Annotated in this window: 20 protein-coding genes; 13 read left to right on the forward strand and 7 right to left on the reverse strand. The window is 47.0% G+C overall.

Features of this window, described 5'->3' with window-relative positions:
- Positions 1–378: 378 nt before the first annotated feature.
- Together pulA and FKQ60_RS13310 are read left to right on the forward strand one after the other, a co-directional pair.
- Entirely contained in the window at positions 379–3,936 is a 3,558-nt protein-coding gene (pulA, locus tag FKQ60_RS13305) for a pullulanase-type alpha-1,6-glucosidase (protein WP_170906642.1), read from the forward strand.
- A gap of 185 nt (positions 3,937–4,121) precedes the next feature.
- Positions 4,122–4,751 carry a response regulator transcription factor gene (locus FKQ60_RS13310; RefSeq protein WP_170906643.1) on the forward strand — a complete coding sequence of 210 codons (630 nt, stop codon included), beginning with the start codon at positions 4,122–4,124 and terminating at the stop codon, positions 4,749–4,751.
- Between the two features lie 62 nt (positions 4,752–4,813).
- Here the strand turns inward: FKQ60_RS13310 and FKQ60_RS13315 are convergent, their stop codons facing one another.
- A complete protein-coding gene (locus FKQ60_RS13315) occupies positions 4,814–6,553 on the reverse strand; it encodes a potassium/proton antiporter (RefSeq protein WP_170906644.1) in 1,740 nt (579 codons plus the stop codon).
- 349 nt (positions 6,554–6,902) lie between these two features.
- Here FKQ60_RS13315 and FKQ60_RS13320 point away from each other — a divergent pair, with 349 nt between their 5' ends.
- From FKQ60_RS13320 to FKQ60_RS13330, 3 genes are all read left to right on the forward strand, one after another.
- Positions 6,903–7,163, forward strand: coding sequence for a DUF4212 domain-containing protein (locus FKQ60_RS13320; RefSeq protein ID WP_154169935.1), 261 nt, complete (start codon positions 6,903–6,905; stop codon positions 7,161–7,163).
- Positions 7,164–7,168: 5 nt separating this feature from the next.
- Positions 7,169–8,950, forward strand: coding sequence for a sodium:solute symporter family protein (locus FKQ60_RS13325; RefSeq protein ID WP_004394410.1), 1,782 nt, complete (start codon positions 7,169–7,171; stop codon positions 8,948–8,950).
- 111 nt (positions 8,951–9,061) lie between these two features.
- Positions 9,062–9,583 (forward strand): hypothetical protein, encoded by a 522-nt coding sequence (locus FKQ60_RS13330; protein WP_040903910.1) that lies wholly within the window; start codon positions 9,062–9,064, stop codon positions 9,581–9,583.
- Positions 9,584–9,710: 127 nt separating this feature from the next.
- On the opposite strand, the gene FKQ60_RS13335 is transcribed toward FKQ60_RS13330, so the two are convergent.
- The gene (locus tag FKQ60_RS13335; protein WP_004394408.1) at positions 9,711–10,382 is read right to left on the reverse strand and encodes a 7-cyano-7-deazaguanine/7-aminomethyl-7-deazaguanine transporter; all 672 of its coding nucleotides are present in this window, start codon (positions 10,380–10,382) and stop codon (positions 9,711–9,713) included.
- A 395-nt stretch (positions 10,383–10,777) separates the two neighbouring features.
- On the opposite strand from FKQ60_RS13335, the gene gmk reads away from it, so the two are divergent.
- From gmk to FKQ60_RS13365, 6 genes are all read left to right on the forward strand, one after another.
- Positions 10,778–11,401 (forward strand): guanylate kinase, encoded by a 624-nt coding sequence (gene gmk, locus FKQ60_RS13340; protein ID WP_040903908.1) that lies wholly within the window; start codon positions 10,778–10,780, stop codon positions 11,399–11,401.
- Positions 11,402–11,557: 156 nt separating this feature from the next.
- Positions 11,558–11,830, forward strand: coding sequence for a DNA-directed RNA polymerase subunit omega (gene rpoZ / locus FKQ60_RS13345; RefSeq protein ID WP_004394406.1), 273 nt, complete (start codon positions 11,558–11,560; stop codon positions 11,828–11,830).
- A gap of 38 nt (positions 11,831–11,868) precedes the next feature.
- The gene (gene spoT / locus FKQ60_RS13350; RefSeq protein ID WP_115152787.1) at positions 11,869–13,989 is read left to right on the forward strand and encodes a bifunctional GTP diphosphokinase/guanosine-3',5'-bis pyrophosphate 3'-pyrophosphohydrolase; all 2,121 of its coding nucleotides are present in this window, start codon (positions 11,869–11,871) and stop codon (positions 13,987–13,989) included.
- A gap of 99 nt (positions 13,990–14,088) precedes the next feature.
- The gene (gene trmH / locus FKQ60_RS13355) at positions 14,089–14,775 is read left to right on the forward strand and encodes a tRNA (guanosine(18)-2'-O)-methyltransferase TrmH (RefSeq protein WP_170906645.1); all 687 of its coding nucleotides are present in this window, start codon (positions 14,089–14,091) and stop codon (positions 14,773–14,775) included.
- Positions 14,776–14,844: 69 nt separating this feature from the next.
- A complete protein-coding gene (gene recG / locus FKQ60_RS13360; protein WP_170906646.1) occupies positions 14,845–16,926 on the forward strand; it encodes an ATP-dependent DNA helicase RecG in 2,082 nt (693 codons plus the stop codon).
- 288 nt (positions 16,927–17,214) lie between these two features.
- Positions 17,215–18,609 carry a uracil-xanthine permease family protein gene (locus FKQ60_RS13365; protein WP_004394402.1) on the forward strand — a complete coding sequence of 465 codons (1,395 nt, stop codon included), beginning with the start codon at positions 17,215–17,217 and terminating at the stop codon, positions 18,607–18,609.
- A gap of 70 nt (positions 18,610–18,679) precedes the next feature.
- On the opposite strand, the gene envZ is transcribed toward FKQ60_RS13365, so the two are convergent.
- The 4 genes from envZ to FKQ60_RS13385 all read right to left on the reverse strand — a co-directional run bounded on the left by envZ (position 18,680) and on the right by FKQ60_RS13385 (position 23,067).
- Positions 18,680–19,981 (reverse strand): two-component system sensor histidine kinase EnvZ, encoded by a 1,302-nt coding sequence (envZ, locus tag FKQ60_RS13370; RefSeq protein ID WP_154169925.1) that lies wholly within the window; start codon positions 19,979–19,981, stop codon positions 18,680–18,682.
- A gap of 84 nt (positions 19,982–20,065) precedes the next feature.
- Complete coding sequence (gene ompR, locus FKQ60_RS13375) at positions 20,066–20,788, reverse strand: two-component system response regulator OmpR (protein WP_004394398.1); 723 nt, start codon at positions 20,786–20,788, stop codon at positions 20,066–20,068.
- A 287-nt stretch (positions 20,789–21,075) separates the two neighbouring features.
- Entirely contained in the window at positions 21,076–21,681 is a 606-nt protein-coding gene (locus FKQ60_RS13380) for a bifunctional 4-hydroxy-2-oxoglutarate aldolase/2-dehydro-3-deoxy-phosphogluconate aldolase (protein ID WP_170906660.1), read from the reverse strand.
- Positions 21,682–21,693: 12 nt separating this feature from the next.
- Positions 21,694–23,067, reverse strand: coding sequence for a GntP family permease (locus FKQ60_RS13385; protein ID WP_004394396.1), 1,374 nt, complete (start codon positions 23,065–23,067; stop codon positions 21,694–21,696).
- 158 nt (positions 23,068–23,225) lie between these two features.
- Here FKQ60_RS13385 and FKQ60_RS13390 point away from each other — a divergent pair, with 158 nt between their 5' ends.
- Both FKQ60_RS13390 and edd read left to right on the forward strand, forming a co-directional pair.
- Entirely contained in the window at positions 23,226–23,741 is a 516-nt protein-coding gene (locus FKQ60_RS13390; RefSeq protein ID WP_170906647.1) for a gluconokinase, read from the forward strand.
- 2 nt (positions 23,742–23,743) lie between these two features.
- Positions 23,744–25,546 carry a phosphogluconate dehydratase gene (edd, locus tag FKQ60_RS13395; protein WP_170906648.1) on the forward strand — a complete coding sequence of 601 codons (1,803 nt, stop codon included), beginning with the start codon at positions 23,744–23,746 and terminating at the stop codon, positions 25,544–25,546.
- Positions 25,547–25,566: 20 nt separating this feature from the next.
- On the opposite strand, the gene FKQ60_RS13400 is transcribed toward edd, so the two are convergent.
- On the reverse strand, positions 25,567–26,565 hold the full coding sequence (locus FKQ60_RS13400; protein WP_170906649.1) for a LacI family DNA-binding transcriptional regulator: 999 nt from the start codon (positions 26,563–26,565) through the stop codon (positions 25,567–25,569).
- Between the last annotated feature and the right edge of the window lie 5 nt (positions 26,566–26,570).

Here is a 26,570-nt window from a genome sequence, read left to right on the forward strand (position 1 = left end):
CATCTTTATTTCCCTAATTAAATATCTCTCCCTTTTTTGTGATACCACACGCCGTTTACGATAATCATAACCAGAGAGCAACTTTCAACAGCCAAGCATTTCCTTGGCCAATAAGACTATTGCTGTAAATTTTCTTCAGCTCATCCCCCTTGCTCATCCTGCAAAGTGTGCGCTTATCGAACGCCATTCAACCTACCAAACGTGATAATGGTTCGTAGACGGTGATTTTTATCGCTCTAAAAAATCTTTACCGCGGTAGCTCACATTTTGTAGAGGTTACTTATCCCTAGCATATCCAGTGAACTCATAACCTCACTAATTCTATGAAATTTTTAATTAATTTTTTATAGATTAGATAGAAAACTAGGGACTTAGAACGTGAACAAACCTAACTTTTCGACATTAAGTAAAGCCATACTGCCCATTTTGGCAGGCGGCTTACTGGTCGGTTGTAACTCGTCATCGGATGATAATATCGCCGCAGAAGCACAAACGGTCACCGTTTTTTATAAAGCTGACCCCACATTACGTAGTCAAACTAGCGATAACGAACTTTATCAAGGGCTCACTCTCCACGTATGGAACGATAACCATTGTCGTGCCTATGCAGGAAGCAATACCGAGTGGAACAATAGTCTCGTTCCAAATGGGATTGATGCCACCTTCGGAGCTTACTGGCACCTACCCTACACGCAAGATGCTTCACAGTGCATCAATATGATCCCTCACTTTGGTAACGATAAACCACTGGGTGAAATTGATACGAAAATTGACTTAACCCAACTAGGGGAAAATGCCAGCGTCTATACCCAACAAGGAGTAGCCGCCGTTTACCCTGAGTTAATTGCTAGAAGTGAGTTAAGACAAGATACATTACGTATTTACCTTAATAGCCAAGATGGTGACGAAAGCGATTTTAGACTGCATGTTTGGAACGATAAAGATGGTGAATGCAGCAGTTACGATGCCGGAGAAACAAGTTGGCCGGGGATCAGCCCGACTGGATTGAGTAAAACCTATGGTGCTTATTGGGACTTACCCATCAACGACGATAAGAACTGTATCAATCTCATTGCTAATAATGGCAATTATCAAACCGACAACTTGAAGTTTGAGTTTGCTCAACAAGGGGTCATTGGAGCGATTGGGATGCTATTTAAAGGTACCAATAAAGTCTTTTATCAACCATTAGCACGCTTGCCACAAGGCCAAGTGGATGTCATCGGTGCCAGTGCTATATTTGCTGACGCTAAGACTTTATTGGTCGGTAATAAAGAGGCGACCTCGGTGACACTCTATCATTCAGCGCAAGGTGAGCTTCGTTTTGATTCCGCCAGCAAATCGGTGACTGGTTTTGATAGCCAGTTTACCTCTAAGCTTAAAGCCGCCAATGATTGGACATCAGACAAACCACATCTCAAAGATGACTTTGTTGGTTTTAGTTTTGACTATAGCGAAGAGCAATTGAAACAATTACTCAAAGGCCAGCTCTGGTTAGTCGCCAGTGATAATCAAGGGGTAATTCAAGCAACAGAAGTCCAACCCGCCAGTGCCTTGGATGCTCTCTATGCCGATGAAGCTGTCAAGTTGCCATACGGCGCACTAACGAATGGTAATACAACAACTTTCCGTCTCTGGGCGCCAACCGCTCAATCCGTCAAGCTGATCCCTTATGGTGCTGATAAAAAAGTCCAAGCTCCTATAGCAATGAAATTTGATGCTAAATCAGGCAGTTGGTCAGTAGAAGGGACAGAGCTAAAACATGGCGATTTTTATCGCTATCAAGTAACGGTTTATCATCCAGCCACGGATAAAGTGGAACGCTATGAAGTCACGGACCCGTATTCACTTAGCTTGGCGATGAACTCAGAATATAGCCAAGTGGTGAATCTCTATCATCCTGACCTTAAACCTGCTGGTTGGGATGATTTAAAAGCGCCTCATTCGCAAACTAACCCTGCTCAGTTTGTGCTTTATGAAGCCCATGTGCGCGATTTCTCGGCTTTAGATGACAGCACACCGAAAGCCCACCGTGGTAAATTTACTGCTTTTGCTCAATCAGAGACAGTGCCCGTTAAGCATCTGCAAAAATTGGCAGAATCAGGTGTCACCCACCTACATCTACTGCCTGTATTTGATATTGCTACCATTAATGAAGACCCAACCAAAGTAGCCGATATTGATCAGCCATTTAGCAAACTGTGTCAATTACAGCCCGCGGTGCAAAACGACGATGATTTTGGTAGTTATTGTAGCGGTAACATGACCATTTCGGCAGTATTCCATCAGTTAAAAGGCGATGACAATAAACAAAACCCTGTGGTGCAACGCCTCAATGGCTTTGTGCGCGATGTCGATAGCTTTAACTGGGGTTATGATCCTTTCCACTTTACCGTTCCCGAAGGCTCATACTCAACCAACCCTGATGGCACAACGCGCATTAAAGAGTTCCGTCAGATGGTGATGGCGGTGAAGCAAGAGATTGGCATGAACATGGTGATCGATGTTGCCTATAACCACACCAATGAAGCTGGCGTCTCAGATAAATCGGTACTCGATAAAATTGTCCCTTGGTATTACCAACGTTTGAACGAGTTTTCTGGCCAAGTAGAAACCTCGACCTGCTGCTCGAATACCGCGCCAGAAAATCGGATGTTTGCGAAATTAATTGATGATTCGATTTATACTTGGACCAAAGCATACAAAATTGATGCCTTCCGTTGGGATCTAATGGGCCATCACCCACTTGAGCAAATTCTAGGCACTTTCAAAGTAGCGCAACAGGCCAATCCTGAGGTCTACTTCTATGGTGAAGGTTGGAACTTTGGTGAAGTGGCCAATGATCGCCAATTCAAGCAAGCGACACAGCTTAACTTAGCCGGTACGGGGATCGGTTCATTCTCGGATCGGCTACGGGATGCCGTGCGTGGCGGCGGTCCCTTTGATGGTCAAGAACTGCTACGTAGTAACCAAGGTTTTGGTAATGGCATCTATATTCTACCTAATGATCTAGCGGCAAGCGATAACCGCGCAACCGCACTAGATTTGGCTGATATTGTGCGAGTCGGTATGGCTGGAAACTTAAAAGCCTTTCCCTTTATTGACCGTAACGATAACTTGATTACGGGTCATGATCTTGATTACAACGGCCAGCCCACAGGCTATGCGCAAGATGCTTGGGAAATCCAGAACTACGTTTCCAAACATGATAATCAAACCTTATGGGACAATAACCAGTTCAAGATCGCCTATGGTGTTACAAGCGATGAGCGCGTGCGCATGCAAGCGGTGAGCTTATCGACGGCGATATTAGGTCAAGGGGTGCCGTTTATTCATATGGGCAGTGAGATTTTGCGTTCTAAATCGATGCAGCGAGACTCTTACGACTCTGGTGATTGGTATAACCGCGTCGATTTTACTATGGAAAGTCACAACTGGAATATCGGCTTACCACGTGAAGATAAAGATGGCGAGAACTGGTCAATGATTGAAGCGGTGATCAACGGAGCCGGTACTAACGCTCAGCCAGATAAAGCGCAGAAAGAAGCTATGTTGAATTACTTCCATGAGCTGATTCAATTGCGCGCTTCATCTGGTCTGTTCACTCTAGGTAAAGGGCAAACCATTATCGATAGAGTTCAATTCCACAACACAGGCAGCGAGCAAATTGCTGGTGTGATTGTCATGAGCATTGATAATAGCGGTGAGCGTTTTGATGGTGCGATTGATGCCAAGCGCCAAGGTCTGCTGGTAGTGATTAACGCCTCACCAGAACCTTTAGCAAACTTTGCCAACTTTGACGCTACTGGCTATCAGCAGCATAGCATTCAGCAAGATGCTGGCGCGAACTCGATTGGTGCAGGAGCCAATGTCAATAACGGTAAGTTATCGCTTCCGGCTTGGTCAGTCGCGGTGTTTGAGAAACCGGCCAGCTGATAAGCTAAAAATCGTTTCGTAAACGAAGCCTATTATTAAGCGTCAAGTGCTTACCCATTTGACGCTTTTTTCATTGAGCACAATAAAAAGGCGATACAGTTCAGACTTTTAGTTCATCGCCATTGTGACTATCAACAAACAAGACAATAATTTCTGTAACTAAATGTTCAAAAGTAATTAACGTCATGGATTCGACCTACACCATTATTATCGCTGATGATCACCCATTGTTTCGTAATGCGCTGTTTCAATCCGTGCATATGGCGATCAGCGGGGCTCATTTACTTGAAGCAGATTCATTAGACGCTTTATTGAGCTTATTAAGCCAGCAAGCGGATGTTGACCTACTGCTGCTCGACCTGAAAATGCCCGGAGCCAATGGCATGTCGGGCTTGATTCAATTGCGCGCGCTTTACCCTCAGTTGCCCATCGTGGTTATTTCTGCCAGTGAAGAATCAGCGATAGTCTCTCAAGTCAAACATCATGGTGCGTTTGGTTTTATTCCTAAATCGAGCGATATGCGCAGCTTGATCAGCGCCCTTAATCAGGTACTCAATGGCGAACCTTTTTTCCCCGCAGGATTAGCGGACATGCCTAATCAAGGCAATGATTTAGCCGAGAAAATCGCCACGCTCACGCCCCAACAATATAAAGTGTTGGGGATGCTCTCCGACGGCTTACTGAATAAACAAATCGCCTATGAACTCAACGTCTCAGAAGCGACCATTAAAGCACATATGACGGCAATTTTTCGCAAACTCAATGTCACCAACCGAACTCAAGCGGTGATTTTGCTCAAACAAATCGAATGGTAGTTGACTGGCAGTGTGCGTCATCACCCGCGCTCACTGCCAGTCCATTGAGTTAACTATAGGACTTATTCTGTCGACTCTTCCTCTTCGGCAGGTAAGCGTAAACCGACTTTGGTCACTTGCCAATCGATCACATCCGCTACCACCCACTGCAAGCCGTACCATTCAAAATAGTCCCCCAATACAGGGCTGTTACCTAACTGCTCAGCAACCAACTCTTTCAGCGTCATATTTGCCGATTGATCACCTAAATCTAAACCATATAACAGCGCAACATCGACCAACTTGGTATTAATGTCCAAGAAAAAATCACCAAAGAAGCGAGCCAACGAGGCTTTTTCTGGCGCTTCACTGAACAATTGGCTTAAAGCTGGAAGATCGTTCTCTTGACCTAAGACACAGAGAATATCCGCCTCTTGTAGCTGAGTGCTACCGGACGGATAAAGCAATTGTTGATCGCGAAACACCGCGACTATTCGAGTTCCTTCCGGCATAAACAAGTTGCGTAGCGGTTCACCGATACACCATTTATCTTCTTTGAGTCGATAGACAAACAGCTCCCACTGACTGGCAGGAAAAGCTTCGACACCAGTACGATAAATCGGCTCAGGTTTGGGCGGCAACTCAACTTTAGCCAAGCTCATCGCTTGAGTTAACGAGCCGCCCTGCACGATCAGCGACACCATGACCACGAAAAAGGCGAGGTTAAAATACAACTGTGCGTCAGGTAGCCCAGCCATCATCGGGAATACAGCAAGGATAATCGGCACCGCACCGCGCAAACCCACCCAAGAGACAAACCACTTTTCACGAGCGGTAAAGCTTTTAAACGGCAATAAGCTTATCCACACCGACAACGGACGCGCAAAGACAATCATCCCAAAGGCTAAAGCTAATCCTGGTAAAGCAATATCCAGTAAATTAGAAGGGGTGACTAATAACCCGAGTACCAAGAACATGCCAATTTGAGCCAACCACGTCATGCCATCCAGCACGTTTAAAATTGACTGACGACCACGAGTTGGGCGATTACCGAGCAGTAAACCGACTAAGTAAATCGACAAAATGCCGCTACCACCTAAGGTATTAGACAAGGAGAAAATGATTAAGCCGCCACTGACGGTTAAGATTGAGTAGAGCCCTTCTGGCAGTTGAGTGTGGTTAATCAACTTCCACAATAGCCAACCTCCGATCAAGCCCATCAACGCACCAACACCAAATTGCTGAACAAAACTCAGTGCTAAAAATCCAGCACTTAAATCCATCCCTTGATTACCCAAAACAGCAATCAGAGTAACCGTAAGAAATATCGCCATCGGATCGTTGGTACCCGATTCAATCTCCAGTGTCGCCCCTACCCGTTCATTTAGGCTGCGACCTTTCAGTAATGAGAATACCGCCGCCGCATCCGTCGAACCAACAATGGCACCGACTAAGATCCCTTGTAATAAGCTCAGATCAAAGAGCCACATGGCCATCAAGCCTGTCAGCGTGGTGGTAATCGCCACCCCAAAAGTGGCGAGGGAGATCGATGGCCATAAAGCGACACGGAAACTCGCCACCCGAGTGCGCATCCCGCCATCCAGCAAAATGATTGCTAACGCCAAATTACCAATCAAATAGGCCAAGGGATAATTATCAAAAACAATTCCCCCTAAGCCATCTTCTCCCGCCAGCATACCGACGGCGAGAAACACCAATAAAATCGGAATGCCTAATTTTGATGATACGGGACTGAGCAAAACGCTTAATGCGATCAGTAATGCTCCAATCAGAAAAAAACTATTAATGGTAACTGCGTCCACGTATCCTCCTATCATCGATTAATGATATCGCCCTAACCCATTGTCTCTGGTCTATATTGTGCACTACTTTATGACACAGTAACGAAAAGTTTATGTAAACAAATGACGATTTAGACAAAATAGATCCAGCAAAGACGCCTCATTGAGCGAATAGCGCTTATTATACCTTTGGCTAATCTCTTCGCTCTACTCACTAAAAAAACCGCTAAAAACAAAAATAAACCATTATAAATCAAGCAAATAAAACAGCCCCCATCACGACTAAAGTTGCACAGATCGCCAGCATAAAGCCTGCTAACCTTCAAGAGTAACAATAATTTAACATTACAGGGAAGAAGGGGACACCACTATGGCTGATCATGACAACAACGCCGCCGCTTACTGGAGCGCTAACCTGCGCTACATAACAATTAGCCTGATCGTTTGGGCCTTAGTATCTTATGGATTTGCAATCTTGCTGCGCCCGATGCTCGCTGGCATTCATATTGGCGGGACGGATCTGGGCTTCTGGTTTGCACAACAAGGTTCAATTATTACCTTTATCGCGATCATTTTTATCTATGCATGGAAAATGAACAAGTTAGATAAAAAATTTGGTGTAGAGGAGTAATTTTCATGAGTCAATTTGCCATTAACTTACTGTTTGTTGGTGCCTCTTTTGCACTCTACATCGGTATCGCTATTTGGGCCCGCGCTGGGTCAACCAAAGAATTTTACGTCGCCGGTGGTGGCGTTAATCCGATTACTAACGGTATGGCCACCGCCGCCGACTGGATGTCTGCTGCTTCATTTATCTCGATGGCGGGTTTGCTGGCTGCCGGTGGTTATGCCAACTCTTCTTTCTTAATGGGCTGGACGGGAGGGTATGTCCTTTTAGCCATGCTGTTAGCACCCTACCTACGTAAATTCGGTAAATTTACCGTGCCTGATTTTATCGGTGATCGCTTTTACAGCAAAGGCGCTCGTATCACGGCAGTTGTTTGTTTAATTATCATGTCCGTGACCTATGTTATCGGTCAAATGACCGGCGCAGGTGTCGCTTTCTCCCGCTTCCTAGAAGTCAGCTCTTCTACGGGGATCTGGATCGCTGCTGCTGTGGTATTTATTTACGCCGTATTCGGCGGTATGAAAGGCATTACTTACACCCAAGTTGCTCAATATGTAGTGTTAATTATTGCCTATACCATTCCTGCGGTTTTTATTTCATTACAGCTAACCAATAATCCGATTCCGATGTTCGGTATGTTTAGTACTCACACTGAATCAGGCCTACCACTGCTGGTGAAATTAAACGAAATTGTCAGTGAACTTGGCTTCCAAGATTACACCGCTGACGTCAGTAATAAACTGAATATGGTACTGTTTACCTTATCATTAATGATAGGTACGGCAGGCTTACCACACGTTATTATCCGTTTCTTCACGGTACCGAAAGTGGCGGATGCACGTTGGTCGGCTGGCTGGACCTTAGTGTTTATCGCCTTACTGTATTTAACTGCTCCAGCGGTTGCCTCTATGGCACGTTTAAACTTGTTAACCACCCTTTATCCTGATGGTCCTAGTGCGCCTGCGCTTAATTACGCAGAACGTCCTGACTGGATTCAAACTTGGGAGCAAACTGGCTTAATCCGCTGGGATGATAAAAACAATGATGGCCGAATCCAAATGTACAACGACACTCCTGCTTTTGCTGAAAAAGCGGCAGAGCGCGGCTGGGCTGGCAATGAGTTAACGGTAAATAATGATATCTTAGTATTAGCCAACCCTGAGATTGCCAATTTACCAAGTTGGGTTATCGGCTTAATCGCCGCCGGTGGTATTGCCGCTGCATTATCAACCGCCGCAGGCTTGTTACTAGCCATCTCATCAGCCATTAGTCATGACTTAATCAAAAATATTATTAATCCACGCATCAGTGAAAAAGGAGAAATGTTAGCCGCTCGGATCTCCATGGCCGGTGCTATCTTGCTGGCTACCTATCTAGGGCTCAATCCGCCCGGGTTTGCTGCGCAGGTGGTGGCCCTTGCCTTTGGTATCGCAGCAGCAACCTTATTCCCAGCATTGATGATGGGGATATTCTCTAAGCGTATTAACAGCGCTGGTGCCATTGCCGGTATGCTAACTGGTTTAATTGTGACTCTACTCTATATCTTTACTTATTTAGGTTGGTTCTTTATCCCGGGCACGAATATGCTGCCCAATACACCGGATAACTGGCTATTTGGCTCATTCGGTTATGGTATTTCACCGCTATCATTCGGTGCTGTGGGTGCCATGATTAACTTTGCTGTTGCCTTTGCGGTATCCGCGGTTACCGCGCCACCACCAAAAGAAATCCAGGACTTGGTAGAAAGTGTTCGTTATCCAAAAGGCGCTGGTGTTGCGATTGACCATTAATCAATCGCAACCAAGGTGACAAGATTAACATCAACTCACCACTGTACACTCGGGCTTTCAACTGAAAGCCCGAATTTTTAGCAAGACACTATGTTTGAGTAGGATGACCGTATGTTTTGGGAATTAATTGCCACCTTTTCCGCTGGTTTAGGCGCCGCAGGCATCGCCTTGTTATTGAGAGCGATCACCCTGAAAAAACTACCTAATTGGATTATTCCGGTATTTGCCGGAGCTGGCATGTTGGGTTTTCAGATTTACTCAGAATACACCTGGTTTAGCCATCAACGCAGTCTATTACCTGCTGGCGTTGAAGTGATACGCACAGCGCAAGAAAGTTCAGGCTGGCGACCTTGGAGTTATCTTTACCCACAAACACTGCGCTTTGTTGCCGCTGATATTAATAATGCCAGCGTTAATCAACGCTACTCTGCATTGGTTCTGGTTGACTTATATTTTTTTGAACGACGAATGCATGCCAGACGCGTACCTCAAGTCGTGGATTGTGAGGCCGGTGCCCGCGCAGATTTTAGCGAAGATTTACAGATCCCTGCGACAGAAGAAAACTTAACAGCCGGTTGGTACAAGCTAGCAGCCGATGATCGATTATTGCTTTTATTGTGTCAGCGAAACTAACCCAACGTTAAAAATAAGCTTAGTGATTATCAGCGTTTTGCTGTCTCGAGTAAGGCATGACTGGCTAACATTAAACGGTCCGTCGCTTTAAGTGCAATTCAGCCCAGCATTATGCTGGGCTGATTATTCATATCTTGATCGGCTTACCTGACGTTTCGGGTTTAACCAAGGTCAATTTATTAATTAAATAATTCAGTAGCACCCCATACATCGGAACAAATAGACCTAAGCTGATCAAGAGCTTCAAACCATAATCGACCAAAGCAATCTCAGTCCAATGCTCAGCCATGAACGGATCTGGACTTTGGTAAAAAGCAATTGCAAAAAAGGCTACTGTATCCAGTGCATTACCGAATAGGGTTGACGCGGTTGGCGCTACCCACCATTGTTTCATCTGTCTTAGGCGATTAAAGACATGCACATCTAAGATCTGCCCCAGCAAATAAGCCATAAAACTCGCTACCGCAATACGCGCAACAAACAAGTTAAATTCACTGAGTGGTGTGAAACCTTGGAACTGGCCTTCAAAGAAAATTACCGATAACAAATAGGAAACCGCAAGCGCAGGAAGCATCACCCAAAAGATGATTCTACGCGCTAAACCAGCACCAAAAATACGTACCGTTAAATCGGTGGCAAGGAAGATAAAAGGAAACGTAAACGCGCCCCACGTGGTGTGAAAACCGAAGAGTGTGAACGGTAGTTGAACAAGGTAATTACTTGACGCAATAATCACCAAATGAAATAACACTAAATACACCAGCGCTTTGCGCAACTGAGCAGGAGTAAACGGACTCATATTGGACCTTTTTAGTTTGGTTTGGGGGCGAGGGAACCCAAAGGAAAGCCGCAGCTTCAGTTAATAATGTTACTTAATCGAACAACAATTGCTGAATTAAGGGCGGCGATTATACGCAAACAGGATAAGCTCGCAAGGGTTACTTATTAAGCAATCGTTATCTTCAATAAGAAATTTTTCTGTACACAGATTAGCCTATCGAGATAGCCACAGCTTTTACTTGAGCCGATCCGCTGGATCATGCTACTCTTCGCGTCCATTTTTCTGACCTAAATTGCCACTTTCTAAACGGCATTACACTGGGTCAGTGCTAGTCTTAAGATAAAACTAGCGTTAATTTACAATGATAAAATAGCGTTTCTCTCATCTTCCAACTCAAACGTGGAACCGAATAAATGGGCAAAGGTACTCTGTATATTGTCTCTGCACCTAGTGGCGCAGGAAAATCTAGCCTAATTGCAGGACTATTGGAACGAAACCCAACCTATGCGATGAAGGTTTCCGTCTCACATACCACTCGTGGAATGCGGCCTGGAGAGCAAGATGGCGTGCATTATCACTTTGTGCAAAAAGAACAATTTGAAGCACTGATTGAGCAAGGTGAATTCCTTGAATACGCCGAAGTGTTCGGTAATTACTACGGAACCTCGCGAGTCTGGATCGAAGATACGCTAGAGAAAGGCATTGATGTTTTCCTAGATATCGATTGGCAAGGCGCGCAACAAATTCGCCAGCAAATGCCTCACGCAAAAAGCGTATTTATTCTACCGCCCTCCAAGGAAGAGCTGGAGCGCCGGTTGAATACACGTGGACAAGATAGCGTAGCCGTGATTGCTAAACGTATGAGCGAAGCTCGCTCTGAGATCTCTCACTATTGTGAATACGACTATGTGATCGTCAATGACGACTTCGATGTCGCTTTGATGGACTTTAAAGCCATCTTACGCGCAGAAAGATTAAAGCAAGATAAACAAGCCGCTAAATATCAATCGATGATCGCGGCTTTATTGGCGGAATAACCCCGCCTTGTCCACCAACGAAAGTCGCCATCACTAACACGGCTGACTTGCGTTGGATGACGATGTAATTTGGGCATCGCCTGTCGCTAGTATCTGTTAGCGTTAGGCTGTATACTTTACAATCAACCCTATTTTAGTTAACTATTTGGAGTTCTCATGGCACGCGTAACTGTTCAAGACGCTGTTGAAAAAGTTGGCAACCGTTTCGACTTAGTTCTGATTGCGGCTCGCCGCGCTCGTCAAATTCAAACGGGCGGTAAAGACGCTCTAGTGCCGGAAGAGAACGATAAGACCACGGTTATCGCTCTACGCGAAATCGAAGAAGGTCTGATCACGAAAGATGTACTTGATAATCGTGAGCGTCAAGAGCAACAAGAGCAAGAAGCAGCAGAGTTAGCCGCGGTAAGCAGCATCGTTCATAACCGCTAATTCTGTATCAGCAAGGATTCAACTGACGGGCCTGAAATTTGTATCTATTCGATAGCCTCAAAAGTGTTGTCCAAGAATATCTCACAGAGCCTCAAATAGAGGCTCTGCGCCAATCTTACCTAGTGGCAAGAGATGCTCATGAAGGGCAAACCCGCTCAAGCGGGGAACCGTATATTATCCACCCTGTTGCAGTGGCTCGAATCCTAGCAGAAATGCGTTTGGATTTAGAAACACTGCAAGCTGCCTTGCTGCACGATGTTATCGAAGATACCTCTGCCACTAAAGCACAACTAGAAGCCCAATTTGGTAGTGCTGTCGCCGAACTGGTCGATGGTGTATCTAAACTGGATAAACTCAAGTTTCGCGATCGTAAAGAAGCCCAAGCGGAAAATTTTCGCAAAATGGTGCTAGCGATGGTGCAAGACATTCGAGTTATCTTGATCAAACTCTCTGACCGTACGCACAACATGCGTACGCTCGGTGCGTTGCGTCCCGATAAAAAACGGCGAATTGCCCGCGAAACATTAGAGATCTACGCCCCTCTCGCTCACCGCTTAGGTATCCATAATATTAAAACTGAGCTCGAAGAGCTGGGTTTTGAAGCCTTATATCCGAATCGCTTTCGGGTCCTCAAAGAAGTGGTCAAAGCGGCTCGTGGTAATCGCAAAGAGATGATTCAACGCATCCATAGTGAAATTGAAGATCGCTTACGAGAAGTCAACCTCTCAGCGCGAGTCGTTGGCCGAGAGAAAAATCTTTATTCCATCTATAACAAGATGAAGACTAAAGAACAGCGTTTTCACACCATTATGGATATCTATGCTTTTCGAGTGATTGTCGACTCTGCCGATACCTGTTATCGCGTATTGGGCCAAGTCCATAGCCTTTACAAGCCTCGTCCAGGGCGAGTGAAAGATTACATCGCGGTCCCTAAAGCCAACGGCTATCAATCGTTACATACCTCAATGGTCGGTCCACATGGGGTCCCTGTCGAAGTGCAAATTCGCACCGAAGATATGGATCAAATGGCCGACAAAGGGGTTGCTGCTCATTGGTCTTATAAAGCCAATGGCGAACGAGGAGGCACCACCGCGCAAGTAAAAGCCCAGCGCTGGATGCAAAGTTTACTTGAGTTACAACAAAGTGCGGGTAACTCGTTTGAATTTATTGAAAACGTAAAATCGGATCTCTTCCCCGATGAAATCTACGTCTTTACTCCAAAAGGGCGCATCGTAGAACTGCCGATGGGCGCAACCGCGGTCGATTTTGCTTACGCGGTTCATACCGATGTGGGTAATACTTGCGTTGGCTCACGAGTCGATCGCAACCCTTACCCACTGAGTAAACCGCTTAAAAATGGTCAAACCGTCGAGATTATCAGTGCGCCCGGCGCAAGACCAAACGCCGCTTGGCTCAACTATGTGGTGACCTCACGGGCGCGGACTAAAATTCGTCAAGTGCTGAAAACCATGCGCCGCGAAGAGTCAATCACCTTAGGTCGACGATTGCTCAATCACGCCCTCGGTGAGCGCTCACTGGCCGATATCAGCCCAGAAAACTTTGCCCATGTATTAAGTGAACTTAAAATCGCTAACGAGCAAGATTTACTCGCCGCGATTGGTTTGGGTGAACTAATGAGTATCGTCATCGCACGCCGCTTACTGGGCAATGCCGATGAGCTCAACGAAACAGAAAACCCTGACGGTTCGGCGAAGAAAAAATTGCCTATCCGGGGCGCAGAAGGCATTTTATTAACCTTCGCTAATTGCTGCCATCCAATCCCTGATGATTCGATCATTGCTCATGTTTCTCCGGGACGCGGCTTGGTTGTACACCGTGAAACCTGTCCAAATGTACGCGGCTACCAACGAGAGCCCGATAAATACATGGCGGTGGAATGGACCAAAGATTACGACCAAGACTTTATCGCTGAACTGACGGTGGATATGCACAATCGTCAAGGTGCGCTGGCCGATTTAACCAATGTTATTTCCAATACTGGCTCGAATATTCACGGCCTCTCTACCGAAGAGCGCGATGGCCGTTTGTATACAGTGACGGTACTGTTAAGCACCAAAGACCGAGTCCACTTAGCGGGGATCATGCGAAAAATCCGCGTGATGCCAAACGCCTTAAAAGTGCGGCGTAGAAAGTACTAACCCATTAACGCACAGAAAGCCCTGAATCAGGGCTTTTTTATTAGCAATAGACTGACGAAGAAAAGGTGTGCAGCATAGCGCGAGCACATAAATAGATTTATGAATTTAGAACGTTATCAACGCATTCAAAATGTGCTTAAAGCCCGTCAAACCGATTTAACCGTCTGTTTGGAAGAAGTCCACAAACCGAATAATGTCTCTGCAGTGATCCGCACCGCCGATGCGGTTGGGTTACACCAAATTCATGCTGTATGGCCAAACGAACAAATGCGCACCTTAAGCCACACATCGGCAGGGGCGCGCAACTGGGTTGAAGTCCAGACCCACAACAGCACGCTAGAGGCCGTCAGTCACTTAAAAGAGACTGGCATGCAAATATTGGTGACCAATTTATCCGAGCACGCTATCGATTTTCGCGCGATTGATTACACCCAACCCACGGCCATCATTTTCGGCAGTGAAAAGTCAGGCATCTCGCCACAGGCCTTACAATTGGCCGATCATGATATTGTTATTCCCATGGTGGGTATGGTTCAATCCTTGAATGTTTCGGTGGCTAGTGCGCTGATCTTATATGAAGCGCAGCGCCAGCGTCAGCAAGCCGGGATGTATGACCGCGAGCAAAGCGCCCTATCCAAAGCAACGATTCAGCGTATTTTGTTTGAACGCGGTCATCCGGTTTTGGCTAAAGTCGCTAAACGTAAAGGACTGGCATACCCATTATTGGACGATCAAGGGCAGATTGTCGCTGATGAAAAATGGTGGGACGCGATGCAGCGCGCATAATTTAACTGTACAAATACACAGCTCAATGATTGAATAACACGTACCATTTCTGATTAACTGGTTGATATTATGTCGCAGCTTCTGTCCGCAATACCATTAACATCGCTATCGGGTGTCGGCGCTAAAGTCGCTGAAAAGCTTGTTAAAGTTGGCTTAAGCAATGTACAGGATCTGCTGTTTCATCTTCCACTGCGTTATGAAGACCGCTCACGCATCTATCCGATGGTCAAGCTACACCCAGGCTTATGGGCAGCAGTCCAAGGTAAAATCACCGCCACTGATACCCATTTTGGGCGGCGAAAAATGCTCACCGTAAAGATCAGTGATGGTAATGGATCTCTCACGCTGCGTTTTTTCAATTTTACTGCAGCGATGAAAAATAGCTTCGCGATTGGTAAGGTGATTTATGCGTTTGGCGAGATCAAACCCGGAAATCACGGACTGGAGATCATCCATCCCGATTATCAGCTTTATACTCAGCCACAAGATGCACAACCCGAAGAGGCAACACTGACCCCCGTTTATCCAACCACGGAAGGCCTAAGGCAAAGTACACTGCGCAGTTTAACCGAACAAGCTCTTGCGCTACTCGATAAAGCCGCGGTACAAGAACTGATGCCTGATGGATTGTACGATAAACAGATCAGCCTCGCTCAAGCGCTGCATATTTTGCATCGCCCGCCTACTGATATCGATCTGAGCCAATTTGATGAAGGGCGTCATCCCGCTCAAGTTCGCCTGATCATCGAGGAGTTATTGGCGCAAAACCTCTCCATGCTCGCGGTGCGTAGCAAAGGTCAACAAGACGCGGCGCTGCCTCTCATCACTCAAGGCCAACTCAAAAAACAATTTCTTGCCCAGCTGCCTTTTCAACCGACTCAAGCGCAAACGCGAGTCGTACAAGAGATTGAAACCGATCTCAGCCAAGCCCATCCAATGATGCGCCTAGTGCAAGGGGATGTCGGTTCCGGAAAAACGTTGGTCGCCGCTTTAGCCGCACTCAGAGCCATTGAACACGGTTATCAAGTGGCGCTGATGGCGCCAACCGAATTGCTTGCCGAACAACATGCGGCGAACTTCGCCAACTGGTTTGCTCCGTTAGGTATTCAAGTTGCTTGGCTTGCTGGCAAACTAAAAGGTAAAGCTCGACAAACTGAATTAACACAGATTGCCAGCGGCACCGCAAAAATGATCGTCGGCACCCATGCACTTTTTCAAGAGCAGGTTGAGTTTGATCATCTTGCGTTAGTCATTATCGATGAGCAGCACCGTTTCGGGGTCCATCAACGCTTAGAGCTACGTGAAAAAGGCGCAAAACAAGGCGCTTATCCACACCAGTTAATTATGACTGCGACCCCGATCCCACGTACTCTTGCCATGACCGCCTATGCGGATTTAGAAACTTCAATTATTGATGAACTGCCTCCCGGACGCACGCCAATCCAAACCGTGGCGATCCCGGATACCAAGCGCAGTGATATCATCGAACGGGTTCGTCACGCTTGCCTGCATGAGCATAAACAAGCTTATTGGGTCTGTACTTTAATTGATGAATCTGAAGTGCTTGAAGCTCAAGCAGCGGCTGATACCGCTGAAGAACTACAGCGCCAGTTGACTGAACTTAAGATTGGCTTGGTCCATGGACGCATGAAACCCGCAGAAAAACAGCAGGTGATGCAAGCCTTTAAAGACAATCAATTGCATCTTCTCGTAGCAACCACCGTCATTGAAGTCGGCGTCGATGTACCGAACGCTAGCTTGATGATCATTGAAAATCCAGAGCGATTAGGTTTAGCACAATTGCATCAATTGCGTGGCCGAGTCGGTCGAGGCTCTGTCGCCAGTCACTGTGTGCTGCTGTACCGTTCACCCTTATCGAAAACCGCACAAAAACGTTTAGCGGTATTACGAGAGAGCAACGATGGTTTTGTGATTGCTCAGCGCGATCTAGAAATTCGTGGTCCGGGTGAATTATTGGGCACGAAACAAACCGGATTAGCTGATTTCAAAATTGCCGATCTGGTTCGTGATCAACGCTTAATTCCAGAAGTACAAAGAATAGCGCGGCACATTCATGATCACTACCCCACTCATGCTGATGCGATTATTGAACGCTGGCTCGGTAAGCGCGAAGTCTACGCCAAAGCATAATATTCACCACATTCTCGTTTTCGTGTTACTTGAACGTACAATGATGTCTGTTACCCCTTATTGATACATTGAAAAGCAAACGTTTGCTTTTTCTGATTAAGGATCTATAATCCTCGCCCAAAATCACCAAGATGACGATTTCTCTACTAGCACTGGACTATAGCAAGCAGAGAATCCGGCTTGGTCAACTCAGAGTTGAGCCTGATTAACAGCAATCACAGGCGATAAAAACTCAACGATGACGGCCCATTCAGCGCACGTCATCGACTGTCATTTTAGGATACCATCATGAGTCACCAACACGATACGCGTCCCTCTGAATTGATCTATCAATTAAATGAGCGCCCGCCTTTGCCCCAAACTTTATTCGCCGCGATCCAGCATTTACTGGCGATGTTCGTTGCCGTCATCACACCGTCGCTGATCATTTGCCAAGCGTTAGGGGTTCCGGCCGATCAAACCAATACCATTATTAGTATGTCGCTGTTTGCCTCTGGTCTTTCATCTTTTATTCAGATCCGAACCTTCGGACCGATTGGCTCGGGACTGCTCTCGATTCAAGGCACCAGCTTTAACTTTCTTGGGCCAATCATTGGCGCAGGCCTCGCGCTGAAAGCGGGCGGAGCGGATATCGCCACTATGATGGCGGCGATTTTTGGTACCATTTTAGTCGCTTCTTTTGCTGAAATTTTACTATCACGTGTGCTGCAGTTTGCCCAGCGGATCATTACCCCTTTAGTTTCTGGTATCGTGGTCACATTAATCGGTTTGACCTTAGTCCAAGTCGGCTTAGTCTCTATCGGAGGCGGCTACAGCGCACTGAGTGATGGTAGCTTTGGTAGCCTTGATAAACTCGCCTTAGCGGGCACCGTATTAGCGCTTATCGTGATCCTTAACCGAGCTCGCAATCCGTATATTCGCGTTGCCTCTATCGTCATCGCTATGCTGGTCGGTTATATCATGGCTTACTTACTCGGCATGGTCGATACCACACAGCGCCCTCAAAGCAGTCTCATCGCCCTGCCTATCCCAATGCAATATGGGCTAAGCTTTGATTGGTCTTTATTCATTCCATTAGTGTTGATTTTTTTGATCACGGCGTTAGAAGCGATTGGCGATATCACTGCGACCTCGGAAGTCTCAGGAGAACCGGTCAAAGGCCCAGTCTATATGAAGCGTATCAAAGGAGGCGTACTGGCTGATGGCATTAACTCCGCTCTCGCCGCACTGCTGAATAGTTTCCCTAACTCAACCTTTAGCCAAAATAATGGGGTGATATTATTAACTGGCGTTGCCAGCCGTTATGTCGGTTATTTCATCGCGGCGATGCTGATGTTACTTGGGCTATTTCCCGGTGTAGCAAGCTTTGTGCAGTTAATTCCAGAGCCGGTACTGGGTGGCGCAACGATTGTCATGTTCGGTACGATTGCCGCCGCTGGGGTACGAATCATTTCACGAGTTGAGCTTGATCGCCGAGCGATTTTAATCATGGCACTGTCTTTCTCGATGGGATTAGGCATTGCGCAAAAACCTGAAATTCTGCAATTTATGCCAGAAATCATCAAAAGTATTTTCTCTTCTGGTGTTGCCGCAGGTGGCATTACCGCGATTCTACTCAATCTCTTATTGCCGGAGCACTCGACTCGCCAAGAGTCAGAAACCACAGTCACAGAGCAACCATAAGCGAGTTCAAATAATTAAGCCGGTTGGCGATACGCTAACCGGCTTAATCCCTAACTGACGACTACCACGCTTACTTGGTTGGAAAACTGAGCTGAATTTTCAAACCACCTTCGCTACGATTATTCAATACTACCGCTCCATGGTGCTGACCAACGATACGTTTTACGATCGCCAACCCGAGGCCAGTACCTTCACTGCCTCGCGCAGTATCGCCTCGAATGAAGGGCTCAAAGACTTTTTGCACTTGGCTCGGATCAATCCCTGGACCATTGTCTTCAACACAGACCCAAGCCATACGTTTATCCGCCGTTACCCCAGTACTGATTTTCACCCAGCCATTGCCATAACGTAACGCGTTTACCACTAAGTTACTCACCGCCCGTTTAATAGCAATCGGATTACCAAATACTGGTTCAATCGACGCTTGAAAATCCGTTTCAATGTGCAGCTCATAACCACCTTCGGAACTGGCAATGTCTCCGCCAATCTCATTGAGATCGACGGCTTGGAAGGTTTGTTTATCGACCGGTTTTAAGTAGTCCATAAACTGGCTGATGATCTCGTTACACTCCTCGGTGTCGCTAATGATCCCTTCAGCGAGATAACTGTCTTGAGGAGACATCATTTCGGTTGCTAAGCGGATTCGCGTTAGTGGCGTTCGCAGATCATGACTGATTCCCGCCATCAGTAAAGCGCGATCTTCTTCCAGCGCTTGAATGCCTTGTGACATTTGATTAAATGCGCGAGTTACCGCGCGAATTTCACTGGCCCCACTCTCTACAATTGGCGGCGGGATCTCCCCTCGTCCTACTGCCAACGCGGCTCTTTCTAACGCAATCAAAGGACGATTTTGCAAACGAATGAATAACCATCCTCCGACCAAGATCAGTACGGCGACAAAAATACTGTTACGAAACAGTGGAGCAAAATCATCTTCCCGTAATTCAGTCAGCGGAATACGCAAGATTTGCTCAGGTAACTGTTCGATTTTCATCCATAAAATATAACTTTCTGCTCCAACGCCCATGCGTACTTCCGTCGGAGAGCCCAGTTCTTCGCTCATTTTATCACTCATCAAATCGATACTGATCGCGCGTTGAAACTCATCCGCCGCTGGACCATCATCACTAAAAATCTCAACCCCAAGCTTTTCCAACACCCGCAAACGTAGCGATCGATCTAAATTAGGCTCAGCATCGGTAAAGCTATCATCCAACATCAAACTGATTTCATGGCTGAGAATTTTATTGAACTGCTGCAAGCTTGGGATCAGCGCATAATTAATCAGCGCAAAATAGGAATACGCTTGACTGGCAACCAAGAGGGTAAAAAACAGCAGAATCGTTTGGGTAAATGAACTACGGATTCGCATAGTGCACCTAAGGTGTGAGAATAATGGAGGGATAAAACGATAACAGCCAGTGAACCTATTGAACACTGGCTGCAGACAATAATCTTAACTGGCGGCTTTACCATCAGGCACAAAGACGTAACCTAGGCCCCACACCGTTTGAATATAACGTGGTTTGCTTGGGTCAACTTCCAACATACGGCGCAAGCGAGAAATTTGCACATCGATAGAACGCTCCATCGCTGAGTATTCTCGACCACGGGCCATATTCATTAATTTATCACGTGACAAAGGCTCACGAGCATTGGTGACTAAGGCTTTTAATACCGCAAACTCACCAGAAGTCAGTGGCATCGCTTCCTCACCACGAAACATTTCTCGCGTGCCCAGATTTAAACGAAACTCACCAAATTCGACAATCGTATCTTCAGCACTCGGCGCTCCGGGTGCTTCGATTACTTGGCGACGTAATACGGCTTTAATCCGCGCCAATAGCTCACGGGGGTTAAAGGGTTTCGGCAAATAATCATCGGCACCCACTTCTAAACCTACGATGCGATCAATCTCGTCGCCTTTTGCCGTCAGCATTAAAATCGGAATAAGATTATTGGCATTTCTTAAGCGACGACAAATCGATAAGCCATCTTCGCCCGGCAGCATCAGATCGAGCACCATCAAATGGAAAGTTTCACGGGTTAACAGCCGATCCATTTGCTCGCTATTGGCAACGCTACGAACTTGGAAACCTTGTTCAGATAAGTAACGCTCGAGCAATGCACGCAAACGCGCATCATCATCAACCACTAAAATTTTATAGTTTTCTTGCATGTCCACTGATCCCACTAAAAAGAGATGACACCCGCACAGATGAGGGCAAACAAAATGTAACACTGTTGCACGGTGAGCAATTTAAAGAATTGTTAGCATTTATTACCTATTTTCGTCCGACTACTCATCATAACGGATAATCGAAGCCAAAAAAGCCCCTTATTTCAAGCTTTAACGCTTACACATCGCTAGCGAAGATAAAATAAGGCATCGACTGATCAAAAAAGCCAACCATCACGGTTGGCTTAGACATTTATCTCTGCATGGTGCCAAGGACCGATAAAACGTTATAGCTCTCGTACCAACTTAGCAATCGCTGGCCAATCGCCTTTATCCATCAAATCCGTTGGTACCATCCACGTACCACCACAAGCCACTACCGATGGTAAATCCAAATAGTGCTGTACATTAGCCGCACTGATGCCACCCGTTGGCATAAATTTGACCGGATAGACCGCACTGAGCGCTTTGAGCATGGCGATGCCGCCAGAAGGCTCGGCAGGAAAAAACTTCAACGTGCGCAAACCAAGTTCCATCGCTTGCTCGACTAAGCTGGGGTTATTAACCCCAGGAACAATGGCGATACCACGTTGCTGACAATATTTCACTGTGGTGGGATTGAGTCCTGGACTCACAATGAAATCGGCTCCCGCTTGCTGAGCTTGATCGACTTGCGCTGTGGTCAGTACCGTCCCAGCGCCAATCAACATCTCTGGATACGCGTCGCGCATCAGACGAATAGCCTCTTGCGCCGCCTCTGTACGAAAAGTGATTTCCGCGCACGGCAGGCCATTTTCCATCAATACTTTGGCCAGCGGCAGCGCTTGCTGAGCATGGTTAATCGCAATCACAGGAACAATTTTTATCTGCGCCAAGCGCTGTTCAAGAGTCATCATACCTAAACCTTATAGAAGATAGCTGAGAGTGGCGACAATAATAAACGCAATACTACCCAGTAGTGTTTCCATTACCGTCCACGTTTTGAGCGTGGTTTTTTCATCCATTTCCAGCAAGCGAGAGACGAGCCAAAAACCAGAATCATTAAAGTGAGACAGCACCGTCGCTCCACCAGCAATAGCAATCACGATAAAGCATAAGTCTAACTCTGACAAACCTGTGGTTTGCGCAACAATCGGTGCCATCAGCGCCGCCGTGGTGGTTAAGGCCACCGTGGCTGAGCCTTGCGCAACCCGTAAGCACGTCGAAATCACAAAAGCAGCGACAATCACTGGCATGCCAGTATGGGCTAATACATCGGCTAGGGCTTGGCCAATACCACTAGAACGTAATACGCCACCAAACATACCGCCTGCACCAGTGACTAAAATAACGGCACAGATCGGGGCTAACGCATCGGTACACAATTTTTCTAGCTTACTCATGCCATATTTACCAGCAAAGGTGAATAAACACACCAATAGCGTGATAAGTAACGCAATCGGCGTTTTTCCTAGCATGCGTAAAAATTCAATCCAAGGCTGCTGACCGTCCAGCACACCAGCCACCGCTAACGTATTTAACCCGGTATCCAAGAAGATCAACAATACAGGTAGAACCAAAATAAACAGTACGGTAGAAAATTTCGGTAAATCCGCTTTGTCTTTAAACATTACTTCGGCATTTAAAAAGGCTTTAGAGAGCGGTAAGTTAAATTTTTCACCGCAATAAAGACCAAACAAATACGAGCCAAGATACCAAGTCGGGATCGCCACCAGCAAACCCACCACTAACAGCAGACCAATATCAGCACCCAATAACTCAGCGGCAGCAACTGGGCCAGGATGCGGAGGAACAAACGCATGCATCACCGCAAACGCACCCGCCGCTGGCAAAGCGTATTTGAGTGTTGAACCGCCAAAGCGTTTCGCGACGCTAAACAAAATCGGCATCATGACGATTAAGCCGGCATCAAAAAAGATCGGAAAACCAAACAATAATGAGGCAACACCGAGGGCCAGAGGCGCACGCTGCTCTCCGAACCGACCGATTAGGGTATCAGCTAAGACTTTTGCCCCGCCCGTCACTTCTAAAATCTTACCAATCATGGCTCCTAAACCAACCAGTAAAGCAACAGAAGCGAGCGTGCCGCCGAATCCAGACATCATGCTCGGCACCACTTGATTGGCTGGAATGCCAGCGGCCAGTGCGGTGCCGAAACTGACTAACGTTAATGAAGCAAAAGCATGGACTTTTAACTTCATGATCAAAAACAGTAGAGCAACGATCGCCGCAAGGGCGAGCAACAACAGATAGGTAGGGCTATGTGCTATTTGGTCCATTTCGTTCACCTTTATCAAGAATGGGATGTTTGTGTTTCGGTTCACAAATCTATAAGTTACGGGTAACATGTTACCGATAACAAGATTAAGATAAAGCCAATTCGTTAGGCAAAGTTAAAAATTGGGATCTCGCTCAGATCTCGGACTAAGGAGTCGATATGACTGGTAAAAGCATTATTGTGATGGGTGTCAGTGGCTGTGGAAAAAGCACCATTGGGGCACGCATTGCTGAACGTCTGCAAGCAAAATTTATCGATGGTGATGATTTGCATCCTCGCGCCAACATTGAAAAAATGCGCCAAGGTCAACCACTCAATGACCACGATCGCGCCCCTTGGTTAGAGCGGATTCGTGACGCGGCTTTTAGCTTAGAAAATAAGAGTGAGCAAGGCATCATCGTCTGTTCAGCTCTGAAAAAAAGCTATCGCGATCAAATTCGCGATGGCAATCAACAGGTGACGTTTCTGTTTCTGGACGGTGATAAAGCACTGATTATAGAGCGGATGCAAGCGCGGCAGGGCCACTTTATGAAAACCAGCATGCTCGATAGCCAATTTGCTACCTTAGAGCGCCCCAGCGCAACAGAACACGATGTTCTCACCATCAGTATTGACGGTGACATTGAGGAGGTGGTCAATCAAGCGATCCTCGCCCTACAAGCTCGGGAGAAGTAACCATGATTCAGCCGCTCATCTTGCAAGTCACCGAACGAATTGCACAGCGTAGCCGTGAACTTCGTCACGCATTCTTAACCAGAACCGCTCAGCAGCTCGCCGCAGGAAAAGGCAAAGCCAGTTTATCATGCGGTAACTTAGCTCATGCGATTGCGGCCTCTTGTCAGAGTGAAAAATCGCACATTCTTGACTTAACCAAATCTAACCTTGCGATCATCACCGCTTACAATGACATGCTCAGTGCCCATCAAGTGTATCTGGATTACCCTACTCGCATTAAAGCCGCATTACAGTCCAGTGGACACACAGCGCAAGTGGCCGGTGGCGTGCCAGCGATGTGCGATGGCGTTACTCAAGGTCAGCCAGGGATGGATATGTCACTATTTTCCCGAGACATGATAGCCCAAGCCACCGCGATGTCGCTTAGCCACAATATGTTTGATGGCACTTTACTGCTTGGTATCTGCGATAAAATTGCCCCGGGACAATTAATGGGCGCGCTCAGTTATGCTCATCTACCGACCGCTTTTATTCCCGCTGGCCCAATGGCCACAGGGATCAGCAATGAACAAAAAGTCGAGATTCGCCAACAATACAGCGCAGGGCAAGTCGGGCGTGAAGCACTGCTCGATATGGAGTGTCATTCTTATCACTCCCCCGGTACGTGTACCTTTTATGGCACCGCCAACACCAATCAATTGGTGTTTGAAGCCATGGGTTTGATGCTACCCGGATCCGCTTTTGTTGCACCGAATAGCCCATTGCGTCATGCCTTAACCGACTATGCGGCCAACGCCATTGCCGCTATGGCACCAGGTACGCCGCGTTATCGGCCACTGAGTAGCGTCATTAACGAGAAAAGTTTGGTCAATGGCGTTGTCGCCTTACTGGCTTCGGGTGGCAGTACCAATCACACCATTCACATGCTCGCGGTTGCACGAGCCGCTGGGCTGATCTTAACTTGGCAGGACATCAGCGATTTGTCGCAAATCGTGCCGTTATTAACCAATATTTATCCGAATGGTAGCGCTGATATTAATGCTTTTGAGGCGGCGGGAGGGGTACCGATGCTGCTCACCCGTCTCAATGAACGAAATCTGCTGCATACCGATGTCACGCCCGCTTTCGGTCAGTTTGCCGATCAATTAACTCGCCCGGTGTTAACCGAGGGGCAACTCAGTTGGCAACCTTGCCAAGAGACACTGGATGCCAGCGTGATCGCCACTCAGCATCAGCAATTTCAATCAACCGGAGGGATTAAGGTACTGAGCGGTAACCTTGGCCAAGCGGTGATCAAAGTCTCGGCAGTCAAACCCTCTCATCATATCGTTGAGGCTCCCGCTAAAGTGTTTAATTCACAACATGACGTGGAAGCGGCTTATCAACGCGGCGAGCTGAATCAAGATTGCATTGTGGTGGTTCGTTACAGCGGTCCAGCGGCCAATGGTATGCCTGAACTGCATAAATTGATGCCAATCCTCGGTAACGTACAAAAGGCTGGCTTTAAAATCGCATTAGTGACCGATGGTCGCTTATCCGGAGCTTCAGGCAAAATCCCCGCCGCGATCCACGTCTCTCCTGAAGCACTGCGCGGTGGCGCGATAGGATTACTGCACGATGGTGATTTACTGAGATTGGATGCCACCAAGGGTGAGCTAACCTGTTTAGCCGATTTAAGTCAACGCGTGGCGCAGCCACCGCTGACTGAACAGGATCAACAGAGTTGGGGGCGAGAGCTGTTCACCCTCGCCCGCCAACATGTGACTTCGGCGGATCAAGGCGCGAGCTTTTTATTCACTCGTTAATCGCTAGGCAGCGCAAACAATTACCAGCTTTCGCCATGGGTTAATCGATAGCCTAAATCATAAACCTTCGGCTCGACAGCTTGACCAGAGAGTGCCGCCAGCAATAGCTCGGCACTTTTTTTACCAATCGCCAAGCGGGGCGTTTCCACACTGGTTAAACGCGGCACCATTGCCTGCCCGATATCCAACGCATTGTACCCCACTACGGCAATCTGCTGCGGAACCGCAATACAATGATGATGACAATACATCATCGCCCCGACCGCTAAATCATCATTAGTACAAAAAATACCATCCAGCGCTGGGTACTGTTGCAACGCCTGTTGTAGCAAAATACCGCCCAAGGTAAAACTGGAATGCTCACCAGTGGACACCTGCATCGGCTGAAGACCCGCTTCACGCATTGCTCGCTCATAACCTTGCCGACGCAGTTGAGTTCGCGTGTCTAACCGAGCGCCAAGATAGATAACCTGCTGTCGGCCACGGGCAATCATCTGCTGCACCACCTGATACGAGATCTGTTCGTGATCCAGCCCCACTGCCATATCAATCGGCTGAGTCGGGATTTCCATCGTTTCAACCACCGGAATCCCGGCAGATTTGAGCATTTGCCGACTGCGCTCGGTATGGTTAGTTTCGGTTAAAATTAGGCCATCCACCCGATAAGAAAGAAACGCGGCGATTTTATCTTCTTCAACTTGAGGGTTATAACCGGTGTGGGCAATTAAGGTATCGTAGCCTGCGGCCTGAGTAACCTCTTCGATGCCTTGCACCAAATGAGCAAACACTTGGTTAGAGAGCGAAGGCAAAATGATGCCAATGGCCCGACTGGACGATTTAGACATGATCGCCGGTACACGGTTATGGATATAACCAAGCTGCTCAACCACCGCGGCGATTTTTTGTTGGGTAACTTGCGCCACAGAATTAGGATCGCGCATGTAACGCGAGACGGTCATTTTGGTAATGCCGACTTGATCAGCAATATCTTGCAGAGTCGGTCTGTTTTTTTTGTGCATATTTT

This window comes from Vibrio sp. A11, assembly GCF_013048705.1.
In the GTDB taxonomy this organism is placed as follows: domain Bacteria; phylum Pseudomonadota; class Gammaproteobacteria; order Enterobacterales; family Vibrionaceae; genus Vibrio; species Vibrio metschnikovii.